7 protein-coding genes, 1 tRNA gene and 2 pseudogenes are annotated in these 12,317 nt (G+C 66.9%); all 10 read right to left on the bottom strand.

The features are described from left to right. Positions 1-16: 16 nt before the first annotated feature. A pseudogene (locus ADT71_RS25650) lies at positions 17-3,118 on the bottom strand (cellulose synthase subunit BcsC-related outer membrane protein); the annotation flags it as partial. Continuing rightward, positions 3,115-7,570: pseudogene (gene bcsA, locus ADT71_RS25655) on the bottom strand (UDP-forming cellulose synthase catalytic subunit). The pseudogenes bcsA and ADT71_RS25650, both read right to left, overlap by 4 nt. Continuing rightward, complete coding sequence (locus ADT71_RS25660) at positions 7,567-8,301, bottom strand: cellulose synthase operon protein YhjQ/BcsQ (RefSeq protein ID WP_054441489.1); 735 nt, start codon at positions 8,299-8,301, stop codon at positions 7,567-7,569. The pseudogene bcsA and the gene ADT71_RS25660 overlap by 4 nt, the downstream one beginning before the upstream one ends. Then, entirely contained in the window at positions 8,301-8,645 is a 345-nt protein-coding gene (locus ADT71_RS25665) for a hypothetical protein (protein WP_054441491.1), read from the bottom strand. Before ADT71_RS25665 ends, ADT71_RS25660 begins: the two co-directional genes overlap by 1 nt. Before the next feature lie 257 nt (positions 8,646-8,902). Then, positions 8,903-8,978, bottom strand: a tRNA-Phe gene (locus ADT71_RS25670). A gap of 100 nt (positions 8,979-9,078) precedes the next feature. Beyond that, positions 9,079-9,246, bottom strand: coding sequence for a DNA gyrase inhibitor YacG (locus tag ADT71_RS30780; protein ID WP_082370555.1), 168 nt, complete (start codon positions 9,244-9,246; stop codon positions 9,079-9,081). Next, positions 9,243-9,584 (bottom strand): hypothetical protein, encoded by a 342-nt coding sequence (locus ADT71_RS36030; protein ID WP_369818339.1) that lies wholly within the window; start codon positions 9,582-9,584, stop codon positions 9,243-9,245. Before ADT71_RS36030 ends, ADT71_RS30780 begins: the two co-directional genes overlap by 4 nt. Next, positions 9,527-10,216, bottom strand: a complete 690-nt coding sequence (locus ADT71_RS25675) for a hypothetical protein (protein ID WP_369818340.1) — start codon at positions 10,214-10,216, stop codon at positions 9,527-9,529. The genes ADT71_RS36030 and ADT71_RS25675 overlap by 58 nt, the downstream gene beginning before the upstream one ends. A 20-nt stretch (positions 10,217-10,236) precedes the next feature. Continuing rightward, positions 10,237-10,860 (bottom strand): nucleoside triphosphate pyrophosphatase, encoded by a 624-nt coding sequence (locus ADT71_RS25680; RefSeq protein WP_231636197.1) that lies wholly within the window; start codon positions 10,858-10,860, stop codon positions 10,237-10,239. Positions 10,861-10,864: 4 nt separating this feature from the next. After that, positions 10,865-11,110, bottom strand: coding sequence for a translation initiation factor IF-1 (infA, locus tag ADT71_RS25685; RefSeq protein WP_054441495.1), 246 nt, complete (start codon positions 11,108-11,110; stop codon positions 10,865-10,867). Between the last annotated feature and the right edge of the window lie 1,207 nt (positions 11,111-12,317).

The raw sequence follows: 12,317 nt of genomic DNA on the forward strand, positions 1-12,317 counted from the left end.
TGAAGGTCTGCGGGCTGAAATAGCCGCCGTGTCCGAACGTGAAGTAGTTCTGGCTCTTGTCGTAGCCCTGGTAATTCACGTTGAGGCCGACGGTGAGCGCCGAGTGCTGGCCGCGATAGGCGCGCAGATAGCCGCCGACATTCGCCTCGAAACCGTCGTTGCGGGCGACATTGGTGCCGCGGAAGCGGTAATAGCGGCCCTCTGCGTAAACACCGCTGCCCTCATGGTCGTAGGACATGCCCGCGCCGCCTGCCGTGCGCATGACCTGACCCCAGCGCTCTCCCGTGACCGGATCGCGGGTGCCGGCGTAGGAGACGATGCTGTCCGTCACCGGCTTGTGCTCTGCAAAGGCGGTCAGGCGAAGCGCCTCGCCGACTTTCGGGGAGACCGCCGCGCGGAAGGTCGGCTTGGTCTTGCCCATGCCAACCGGCGTGGTGCCGCCCTCGACCTGGACGCTGTCGCTCTCGTAACCGGCCGAAAAGGCCACGCCGGAGGCATTCTGCGTTTCGGTCGTCGGGAAGACCGAGGGCACTTCGTCGACAATGGCCTGGGCCTCGATCGTGGCGTTCCGGCCGAAACGGGCCTGTCCCGAGCGGTTGGGGGTTCCGGCATCGATGACGGAGGCTTCCGCCTTGGCGTAGAAGCGGCCGCCGGGTGCGTCGGTGGAGAAACGGGCCGAACCCTTGATCTCATCGAGCTGGCTCAGGCCCTTTTCACCCGAACGCTGGCGATAACCGGTCTCCACATCGACGCGGGGGCCGGAATCCTGCGCCAGCGAGGCGATCTGGGACTGGATCTGCGCCATGACCGGATCGGCGGAATAGGTCGTGGTGGGCGCGTCCATCCCGGCATCGCCGTAACCGCCGGTGACGGGGTAGGGCGCCGAGGGCGCGGCCATGGCAGCGCTGCCGTAGTTCGCCGTGCTGCCGTAGCCTGGCGCGCTGCCATAGCTTGGAGCGGCGGCGTAACCGGTTGAAGCGCCGTAGGCAGCAGGTGCGCCGTAAGCGGCAAGCGCTCCGGCAGCGCCGTAGCCGGTCTGGGCCGCGGGAAGGCGGGTGCCGCCGCCGAGAGCGAAGGGATTGACCTGCTGGGGTGCGATCGGCGCCCTGTCCCGGAAGGGATTGGAACCGCCGGCCGGGGTCATCGCCGCGAACGGATTGCCGCCGGCCAGGCCGTCGATCGAGGTTCCGCCCTGACTGCGGGCATAGAGATTGCGCGCGTCCTTGAGCATGCTCATGGCGGCGCGGTCGTTCCCGCGGGCACGCTCGACATTGGCGAGCGAGAGGCGAACCTGGTAGTCCTGCGGGAAGGCGCGGAGCACGTCGTTCTGGGCGCGCCGCGAAAGATCGCCGTCACCGGCCGCCTGCGCCGTGTCGGCGAGGCCCAGCAGCGCTTCCTTGTCGCCCGGCTTACGGGCCAGGACGAGCTGCCAGGTCTGCGCGGCGCGGGCGGGCATTTGGCCGCTCTGGTAAAGGCGGGCGAGCCCGGCGAGGACTTCCATGTTGTCCGGCGCTGCGCTGTAGGCGCTTTGCAGGACATCGAATGCTTCGGCGAAGCGGCCGGCCTGACGGGAACGGTCGGCCTGGCTGACCAGCAGCGCGGCGTTCATCCGGCCATAGGCCTGCTGCCCTTCGGCCGAGCTGCCGGCCAGCGTGCTCGCGCGTTGCAGGGCCTGCTGCGCCAGATCGTCACGGCCGACGCGGGCGAGTACGCCGATGAGCCCCTCGTAATCGTCGATGCCGGAGACCTGCCCCTGCATCGCGTTTTCCGCGACCGAGGCTGCGCCTTGCGCATCGCCCAGATCGTAGAGCGCATTGGCGATCGCTGCCTGCTTGCCGACCGGGACAGCGTTCATCGCGCCAAGCTGGCGCAGCGAGGCGAGGGCCTGTGCCTGCTGGCCCTGCGCGGCCATCGCCTTGGCGCGGGCGATCGCGCTGTCTGTTTTCACGCCGATCGCGAAGCTGCGCATCGGCGCGGTGCGCTGCGTTTCGGGGATCATGTCGATCAGGCGGGCGGCCTCGGTCGAGCGGCCGAGGTCGGCATTGATGAGGGCCGCGGCGTAAAGCGCGTCCGGCTGACCCTTGTTGACCAGCGAGCGGAGCAGCGATTCCGCTTCGGGAATGCGGCCGCGCTTGATCTGGAATTCGGCGAATTCGTAGCGGATCCACGGATCTTCCGGGTCGAGCACGAGGCCGTTCTGGAATTCGCGGGTGGCGCCCATGTCATCGCCGTTCGCGGCAGCGGCAAGTGCGCGGCCGCGGGCGGCACGCATCTGGAGACGCCTGTCGTCCGAGCCGCCGCCCTGGCTGGCCTGCCGGTAGAGGTCGGCGGCATCGGCGTAGCGGCCCTGCTTCTCGTAAACGTCCGCCAGCAGTTCGAGAGCGGGTGCCGGTTCCTTGTAGCCCGAGCGGATCAGTCCCTCGGCGACGGATTGCGCATCGGCAAGACGGCCCTGGGCCACGAAGTTGCGGGCATCGGCCATGCCGGCGAAGAAGCGGGCGGAGGAAAGCCCTTCGGCCCACTGGCTTGCCTTGCCGTAGCGCGATGCCTGTTCGAGCAGGTTTGCGGCCTCGGCGAACTGGCTTTCGCGCAGGCGAACGAGGCCGAGGCCGCCCAGCGCGTCGGGATCGCGCGAATTGACGGACAGGGCGCGCTGGAACTGGTTGGCGGCGGATGCAAGGTTGCCGTCTTCCAGCGCGTCGAAACCGGCGACGCGGGCCTGACCGGCGCGATTTGCGGAAGTGGTGGGCGCCGGAGCACTGCGCGCCGGTGCGGCCGCGACCCGCGCGGGCTGGCTCTGTGCGGGAGCCTGGGAGCGCACGGGCGCGGGCTTTGTTGCCGTGGCGGTTCTGGCCGCAGGCTTGGGAGCCGGCCTGGGCGCCGGGGCAGGGGCGGCGTTCATCGCCTGAGACACCGCCGCACTGCCGGGATCAAGCGCCTTGGCGCGGCGCAGGGCCTGCTGGGCAAGGTCTTCGCGGCCCTTCGAGCGCCAGTACTTCGCCTGCTGCAGCAGCGCATCGACGCCCGCCGCCTGTGCGTGGGAGATACCCGTCGTCGCCGTGGACAAGAGCAGGGCGAGCCCGATGAGGCGTAGGCGGGTCGTCATCGCGGAAGTCATGCGGTTTCGTCCTGGTTGCCGAGGCGGCGCTGCGCCTGGCGACGGAAGTACAGGTAGGTCGGACCGGCGAGGATCGCCGCGAGCAGGAGCGAGAACAGGCCCATCAGCATCGGACGCTGGCTGAACCAGTAAGCGAGCTTCATCCAGACCGGCAGCGAGCCGACCCAGTAGCGGTCGCCGATGGCGAAGCTTGTCATCCCGTCGCCCTTGGTGACCGCGAGGTCGCCCTGGATGGCGGCGTTGATCTTCACGTCCGACATGCCGTCCACGAGCGCGGGCAGGGCAGCGGCATTGTCGGCCATCAGGGCAACGACGGTGCGGTCCGAGGAGAACGGCGAACGGAAGCTGACGATGCCGGAGAACCCGCGTGCGTTGTAGACCAGCGGCGCGGCGGCCATCGGATCGTCGTGCTCGGTGCCGCCGAAGAACGAGGTGGCATACTGGAGCGGCGAACGTTCGGTGACTTCGAGGTGGCCGTTCACGTAGCGCACCGGCGACTTCTCGAAGAGCGAGCCGGCAGAGGCGAGTTCGACGCCGCCGACCACGAGCACGTCCTGGTCCTGCAGATCGCCCGGATCGACCGAGGATGTCACGGTGATGCCGGTGACCGGAACGCCGGTGGAATCGCCGAAGCGGCCCATCAGGTTCAGGAAGGCCTCGACCGAGGCGGACGACGGGTTCGCCGCCATCAGGACGGTCGTCTCGGCAAGGTCCGGCGCCGCCGTGAAGGGGAAGCCGGCGCCTGCGAACGTCGCAAGGTCGGGCATCATGATGGCGTGGTAGGCCGAGGTCAGGTCGATCGTGCTGGTGGGGTCGATCGAGGTGCGCACGTTCTCGGGAAGGGTGCCGGTGCACTTCTTCTTGTCGGCGATGATCAGGTTGTAGTCGAGCGTCAGCTCGTTCTGGCCGAACAGGTTATAGCGCGGCAGCACGACCGTGGCGGTGGAATCCTGTTCTTCGCACCGGAAGAACCGAACAGGTTGCCCCACCAGGTGGAGCTGAGCGGCAGCGTCTTGAGGTACTGGCCGTTCAGCGAAACATCGAGGCGCGAGGCCCGCTGGTCCAGCCACTGGGCCACCGGATAGCGATAGCCCAGGTTCAGGCGGCCGCCTTCGCGGGGCCAGAAGAACAGGTCGGGCGCGACGCGGAAGCTGGCACTCAGCGCGCCGGGGCGGAAGCCCATGCCCTGAAGCGCATAGGCGGGCATGATCTTGCCGAGTTGCACCGGCTTGTCCGTCGAAATCCAGCGCAGGGCGCCGTAGCGCGGCCAGGCGGGGATACGCACGCCGTCGAAGGACATGCGCTGGCCGCCGAACACGCCGCGTCCGAGCGCCACGGCGCCTGCCGCCACGCGCAGGTCGGCGTCGTTGCGGCCTGTCAGGACGAGCAGGGTTCCGTTGGGATCGGCGGGGTTGCGCAAGGCCATCGCGGTGGGGCCGGTGGGGGCGGCGATGTCGAGGCCGGGGATAGACTGGCCGGCCTTGAGGAAGACCACGGCATTGCCCCTGGGCAGCGCGCCGAAGACCGGCTTGAACGAGAACCCGCGATAGGAGGCCAGCGAACCGAGCCAAGAGGCGGTTGCCGCCGCCGCTTCCAGTTCACCCTTGTGCGGCTGCCCGGCGAATACGAAGGGCATGCGCAGCGGCACGTTCTGGCCCTTGTCGAAGAAGGGCAGAGGCAGGCGCGACAGGTCCGGCTGGAACGTCAGCGGCTGGTACTCGAGATCGAGCCACGAGCGGGTGTTGCTGATATTGGCCCAGAGCACCGAGTTGAACGGATCTTCGCAGTCCCGGGCATAATGGCCGACGAGGCGCAGGTTCAGCTGGTTGTCGCCTGGCAGCAGAAGCGCCGCGTTGACCGGAATGCGCAGTACCTGACCACCGGAATCGGCGCGGGTGAGCGGCAGGGTCTGCACGACTTCCCCGTTCACGATCACCACGAGGTGAGTCATGTCGTCGAGCATCATCGGCGACCAGGCCATCTGCAGGGTCAGGACCGCCGAGGTGACGATGCGGTCCTGACGCATGCCGAAGGGGATGCCGATTTCACCCTGCGTGCCGAGCAGGCGAATCGGACGGGTGATTCGCATGTCCTTGAGCGTAAGGCGTTCGCCGATGCCGCCCCGGGGCGCGTCGACGGCATCCGCGCCGGACACGGGAGCGGCTGTGACTGCGGCATTGGCGACGGGAGCCGCGTGGACTTCCCTGCTGCCCAGCACGATCGTCGCCACGCCGAGCGCCAGCGCGCCTGCCACTGCCGCCGCCTTGGCGAGCGGGACGAGCGAACGGTTCTTCGCTTCCTTCTTCGCTGGCTTTTCGGCTGGCGCGGGAGGGGTGCGGGCGGCGATCGCGGCCATGGCCCGACGTTCGGAAAAATTGAGACGCAACATGCGCTTGATCGTTACCATGTCGACAAGGATGATGTCAGCCAGAGATCGCAGGCCGCTGACCTGGGCATGAGGGCCGGTGGGCTGCCAGGCGTCTGCGCGGCCCATGACCGCGCGCACGAGGTGGCGTCCGGCCAGCATGTCCAGCTTTTCGAAGCGAACGTAGGCATTGCTGCCATTGGAACGCACGGTCTCCACTGGGATCGACAGCACTTCGTCGCCCATCGCCAGAGTGATATGGCTGACATTCACGTCGCGAACGGCAGCTCTGCCGGCAGCGCAAGGGCAGCGCCGCCCATCGAGATGTCGATCGTGGTGGCCGAAAGGACGTGACCGGAATCGAGATAGGCGGTCACCGGCAGGGGAACCGGGATGCGGATGTCCTGGCGGGCCTGCCGGGTTTCGCGCGCCACCGAGACGGCGGCCAGCAGGATGATGAGGCTGAAGGTCGCCCAGGCGCAGTTCAGGACCAGCGTATCGGTCTGGATGTTGAACATGTAAGGGAAGAACGCCCATTTCACGACGGCCAGCAGGATGCCGCCCACGAGCAGGCCGATGCAGATCAGGTGCGGCCGCACGATCGCCCAGTCGAAATAGGTCTTGTCCAGCAGGGAGCCCTTGTCGGTCACGTTGAACTTGCCCTTGCGCGGCTGGATCCAGGTCATCAGCGTCGGCTTGACGAGATGGAAGGCGAGAATGGTTTCGTAGACTTCGCCCCAGAACGGCCGGCGATCGCCGCCTTGCGTGCGCTCGTTCGCCACGGAGGAGCAGAACAGGTGCGGCATCGCATAGGCGAAGATGAGCGAGGCCGAGGCCTGGATGATGTTCTGGCCGAAGATCAGATAGGCGAGCGGGCTGGTCAGGAAGGCGATGCGCGGCAGCGGGTACTGGAAGTGCAGCATCGCGTTCAGGTAGCAGAGGCGCTGCTGCCAGGTCAGGCCGCGGCCGAGCAGGGGGCAGTCGATGCGCAGGATCTGCGTCATGCCGCGCGCCCAGCGGATGCGCTGGCCGACGTGAAGGACGAGGCGCTCGGTGGCAAGCCCGGCGGACAGGCGCGCGCTGATATAGGCGGTGTTCCATCCGGTGCGCTGGAGCTTGAGCGCGGTATGGGCGTCTTCGGTAACCGTTTCGCCCGCGAAACCGTTGGTTTCCTCCAGCGCCTCGCGGCGGATGATCGCGCAGGAACCGCAGAAGAAGGTGGCGTTCCACAAGTCGTTGCCGCCCTGCACCGGGCCGTAGAACAGGTCGCCCTCGCCGGGCATGTCGCCCATGGTGGAGGCGAGGTTACGCTGCACCGGATCGGGCGAATACATGTGGTGCGGCGTCTGCAGCAGGGCGAGGCGGGGGTCGGTCTGGAACCAGCCGACGGTGAGCTGGAGGAAGGCGCGAGTGGGAACGTGGTCGCAGTCGAAGATGGCGATCAGTTCGCCGTCGGTCTTCTTCATGGCCGCGTTGAGGTTGCCCGCCTTGGCGTGCAGGTTGTTGTCGCGGGTGAGGTAGCCGCATCCCGCTTCCTTGGCGAAAGCGCGGAATTCCGCGCGCTTTCCATCGTCGAGGATGAAGATGCGGTACCGGTCGACCGGATAGTCGAGATCCATCGCCGCGAACACCGTGTTGCGCACGATGTCGAGGCTTTCGTTGTAGGTCGGAATGTAGATGTCGACCGTGGGCCAGGTCTCGGGTTCGCCCTTCGGTTCGATGACTGGCCGGTCAAGCGGCCAGCTCGTCTGGATGAAGCCGAGGATCAGGATCACCCAGGCGTAGAGTTCGGCGAGGTAGAGGCCGGTGCCGAACAGGAATTCGGGCAAGGTGCCGAAGGCCAGCGTCTGCGTCGTGCGCCAGAACATGTAACGCGTGGACATCAGCACCGCGAGCAGGCCGAGCGCCAGCGAGCCCTTGCGGCCGGGCCAGCGCTTGAGGATCAGGGTCCCGAAGATCGTGACGCCCGCGAACACCCATTGCGCGTTGTTGTCGAGCGGTACGCCGATCACCATGGCGGCGATCAGCGCGATCGGCAGGATCGCAAGGTAAGGTATGGCGCGGTGCGAAACGAGCTTCTGGATCATGCGGCGCGGCTCTCGGCAGGGGCGATCCATGCGCGCGAAGTCGATTCGAGCGAGGGCGTCACGGCTTCGGCGATCTGCTGGGCATCGGTGAGCGCGACGCTGGCGGGGGCATAACGGCTCAGCGGCTGCAGCATGGCCATGGCTTCCGGCACCGCTTCGTCGAGGCGGATGCGGCCGATCAGCCGCGGTCCGGCCAGTTCGCGGATGAACGCCGCGCCGTGGCGGCCGAGGCGGCGCGTCTCGTCGAGGGCGTTGATGACGAAGGCGGTGCGGGCAAGACCTTCGACGCCGGCTTCCCCGAAGACCTGCGGCAGCATCGCCAGCGTATCGGGCTGGGCATTGATCGTGCAGACATGGGCGCAGGCATGTTCGATCAGCCGGCGCGCCACGCGGGTATCGCCCGAGGGCACGTCCACCACCAGTACGCGGTCCTTGCCGGGCTGGAGATATCCGAGATCGCCCAGCATCGGCACGAAGTCCAGGTCTTCGGAAGCCCGGCGCCAGCTGCGCAGGTTGATCCCGCCGACGAGAACGGCTTCGTCAGCCGGCGCGGTGAGGGCGGGCAGAGAGGTTGCGGGCGAGAGGCCGAAGTGCAGCGGCATCGAATCGCGCGGGGCCAGCGTCAGCACCGTGACTTCAGCACCCTGGGCGGAAAGGCCCATCGCCAGGTGCGCGGCCACGAAAGTATTCCCGGCGCCCCCCTTGGGACCGTGGCAGACGATCATCGGCATCAGATTTCCCCCCGGGCGCCAAGGTCCGACAGATGGCGCAGCATTGCTCGTACATCGCGAACGGGTTCTTCAACAACTGCTTTTGCAATCGATGGTGAAGCGGTCTGTTCGTAGCGGCTGAAAAGATTCTTGAGCGGCTCGGCGGCCAGCTCGATCCCGGCCTCGGCGGTTTCGACCGCGGGGGTTTCGGGCACCGTCTGGTCGAGCGTCTGGAGGCGCGGATCACGCAGCAGCGCTTCGAGAATGGGCCAGAGCTCAAGGTCGGTGAAACGATCCTCGAATTCCTTGTAGGCGAACTCGTTGCGGCCCAGTCGGTCCAGCAGGTTCCTGGCATCAATGCGCATGGCAATCCCCGTTGTTGCCCGGAGAGAACTGACAACTAATGGTTAATATCGTGTTTATACGTACAGGACCCTGCTGAAAAACCCCGTTTTTGCGGATTTTTCGCGGCTTCGGGCGGTTTTTTCGCAGAGATACTGCCCGGCGTGTTCACAAGGTAACGCAGCAAGGCGTTATCCTCCCACTTATCCAGGCACGTCTTTCCGGAGGGATTCGCAAGGGAGCGGGGCAAAGAAAAAGGCACCACCCTTCTTTCGAAGAGTGGTGCCCGGGGACGGGATCGAACCGCCGACACCATGATTTTCAGTCATGTGCTCTACCAACTGAGCTACCCGGGCATCTCTGCTAGAGTGGCCGCCGAAGCGACCGTCTCGTTGTCGGTGGCGGGCCTATGGCGAAGCGCGATCTGCTTGGCAACCCTAAAATGACGAGATGATTTCAATCGTCCTGTGGATAGTTTTGCGGGGCGGCCGGTCCGGGCAGGGCGTAACCGTCCTCCAGCCACTGGAGAAGGTCGCGGTCGCGGCAGCGCTTCGAACAGAAGGGGGTGTGTTCAGCCACGCGCGGCTTGCCGCAGATCGGGCATTTGCGATTGCTCAGGGTCATGACGAGACCGCCTGCGCGAATCCGCCCGTCAGCGCAAGGCCGGTATCCTCATGCCAGCGCAGGGTGCGCCCGGTGCGTCGGGCAAGCTCGGCTTCCCATTTCGCTGGGACTTGCGCACGCACGCGGGGGTGGGCGGTGAGCAGCAGCGTGCCCGGTTCCTGCACGCGCTCCGCCTGCCGCAGCAGGAGCCTTGCGCAGGCGCCTGCGCGATCGTGGCGCAGCCGGTGGAGAATCGAGGGGCGTTCCAGCCGTGCGACAAGCTGGACGAAACCGAAGCCGTTCATCGCCGTGGACTGGTGCGGCCAATGGTCCAGCGCCTGCGCCAGCGCCGCGTCCACGCGCGGCGGTCGTCCTTGCGCTCCAGCGACGGGAAATCGATGCCGATCGATCCGCCCAGGTCGAACTGGCTCACGGCGCGGGCGATTGCGGGGACTGCCGCCAGCGCGAGCGCGCGGGGGGCAAGGGCGCCGTCGATGTCGATCAGCGTCATCGCCGGGGTCGGGATCACGAGAATCGCCCCGCCATCGAAAGTCAGTTCGCCGTCGAGCGCCTCGCCCGCCAGTTCGGGCCAGGGGTCATCCGGGAACTGCCTGAGCTTGCGCACGGGAAAGCCGGTTCCGCGAAGCGAATCGGCGAGCGTGGGGGCAGGGCGGGGCGCGAGATCGGTGATTTTCGCCTGGGCCCGTTTGAGGCGGCCGGATTCGGCCATGGTGGCACGGGTGACGATCGCGCGCACCGGGGCACCTTCGCTGGCCTGGGCGGGCAGTCCATCTACCAGCGCTTCCTCGCCCGACGGGAAGCGCAGGGTTCCGCGCGTCGCCCCTTTCGCGCGGGCGATGAGCACGGCGTCCGCCACTTCCCCGGCGACGAGGCTTCCGTACCACTGCAAGCGGGCCGAGAGCACTTCGCCGCCATCAACGAGGATCGCGCGGCTTTCGCCGATCCCGTCCTCGACCAGCCACTCAGGCATCGGGCATTTCTGCGGAAATCTCAGGCAAGGGCGAAGCCCGCCGCCCTGAGGAGGGCGCGGGTCTCGTAGAGGGGGAGGCCGACCACGCCGGAATGGCTGCCGGAGATCGAGGTGATGAGACCCTCTGCACTGCCCTGGATGGCATAGCCGCCCGCCTTGCCGTCCCATTCACCGCCGGCGATGTAGCTGTCTATCTCTTCGGCGGTGAGCGACTTGAAGTGCACGATCGTTTCGGACAGCCGTTCGCGCAGCAAGCCTTCGGGAGACTTCAGCGCGATTGCGGAGAGCACGCGGTGGCGGCGGCCGGACAGCAGCGCCAGACAGGCGCGCGCGGTTGTTTCGTCCTCGGCCTTGGGCAGGATGCGGCGGCCGCAGGCAACCACGGTGTCTCCGGCAAGGACGTGGGCGTCTCCGGCGTTCACCGCGAGGGCCTTTTCACGCGCCATGCGGCGGGCATACTCGCGGGGAATCTCCCGCGCGTGGGCGGTCTCGTCGATATCGGCGGCCATGACGGCGTGAGGCACGATGCCGAGCCGGCCGATCAATTCGCGGCGGCGCGGGCTGGCCGAGGCAAGAATGAGTCGAAGGTCTCGCGGGGCGGGGCAAGCGTCCTGCGAAGCGATGGGGTCACCCGGCGGGGACACGGTTTCAGTACTGACCGGGGCCACCGCGACCTGGCATGAAACGGTAGGTGATGCGACCCTTGGTAAGGTCGTAAGGGGTGAGCTCGACGAGAACTTCGTCACCGACCAGCACGCGGATGCGGTTCTTGCGCATTTTTCCGGCGGTGTGGCCAAGGACTTCGTGGCCGTTTTCCAGCTCCACGCGGAACATCGCATTAGGCAGGAGTTCTACGACCCGGCCGCGCATTTCGAGGAGTTCTTCTTTCGCCATTGGCGATCATTACCCGTAAGCTTGCTGCAACATCGCGCGCGGCATACCCACGACGCGCCAAAAATGGAAGCCTCGCCTGCGGCACGCCTGCAAACTCCCATTGCGACGAATGCCGGTGTTCTTGCGACAAAATGTTACCCCGCAGCGCCTTGAAGCCATTTCGCACTCGCGGCATCAGCGCCGTGGGGACGGGGGAATTCATTTCTTGGCGGAGAGTAGACTTGCGGTGCGTGCATCTCATCCCTTTGGCTGCGGGCGTATGCCTGCCGGCCCTTGCCATGGGGCAGACGATTTCCAATCCGGTGACCGTGAGTGCGGCCGCCGGACTGGAAGCCGGGCTGGCTGGCAGCGGCGCGGCGGTGCCCGTGGCGGCACAGGATGCGCCTGCGGTTCAGGATGAAGACAAGGACGAAGACCCGCTGGAGGTCAGCACCGGGGACATCGTCGTCGTCGCGCCGCGCATCCGTGGGCAACTCGACGTTCCCAACCAGCCCATCGCCACTTTCGACGAGAACGACATCGCCGCTTACGGGGCGGATTCGATCGGCGACCTGATCGCCGCGATCTCGCCGCAGACCGGCAGCGGGCGTGGACGCGGTTCGGGTACGCCGGTGATCCTCGTCAACGGCCAGCGCATCACCAGTTTCCGCGAGATGCGCAACATCCCGCCCGAAGCCATTCGCAAGATGGAAGTCCTGCCCGAGGAAGTGGCGCTGCGCTTCGGCTATCCGGCCAACCAGCGCGTCGTGAACATGATCCTCAAGGACCAGTTCTCCGCCACGACCGTTGCCGGCGAATACAATCGCCCGACGCGCGGCGGCTATGACAATTACGAACTGGAAAGCGGCATCGTGAAGATCGCCGGCCCGCGCCGGTACAACTTCAACGCCAAGTACACCGATACCTCGATGCTCACCGAGAGCGAGCGGAACGTGCGGCAGGAGGATTCGTCGCGGCCCACCGTGGCGGGCGATCCCGATCCGGCGCGTTACCGCAGCCTCGCGGCGGCAGACAGCGAATTCGTGGCGAACGGCACGATGACCCAGAGCCTTGGCGAACAGGGGCTTGCCGGGTCGATCACGGCCAACGGCACATTCACGCACTCGGTCACCACCTCGCTGTCGGGTCTGGATACCGTCACGCTGACGTCGCCTTCCGGCAGCAGCGAGATCAGGGCCTTGCCCGATCCGCTGACGTCGCGGGTGGT

Source organism: Novosphingobium sp. ST904 (assembly GCF_001298105.1).
Taxonomy (GTDB): domain Bacteria; phylum Pseudomonadota; class Alphaproteobacteria; order Sphingomonadales; family Sphingomonadaceae; genus Novosphingobium.

Excerpts from the sequence above, each read along its gene's own strand:
- ADT71_RS30780 (WP_082370555.1), bottom strand. The coding sequence starts at position 9,246 with ATGACCCTGAGCAATCGCAAATGCCCGATCTGCGGCAAGCCGCGCGTG.
- infA (WP_054441495.1), bottom strand. The coding sequence starts at position 11,110 with ATGGCGAAAGAAGAACTCCTCGAAATGCGCGGCCGGGTCGTAGAACTC.
- ADT71_RS25675 (WP_369818340.1), bottom strand. The coding sequence starts at position 10,216 with ATGCCTGAGTGGCTGGTCGAGGACGGGATCGGCGAAAGCCGCGCGATC.
- ADT71_RS25665 (WP_054441491.1), bottom strand. The coding sequence starts at position 8,645 with ATGCGCATTGATGCCAGGAACCTGCTGGACCGACTGGGCCGCAACGAG.
- ADT71_RS25660 (WP_054441489.1), bottom strand. The coding sequence starts at position 8,301 with ATGCCGATGATCGTCTGCCACGGTCCCAAGGGGGGCGCCGGGAATACT.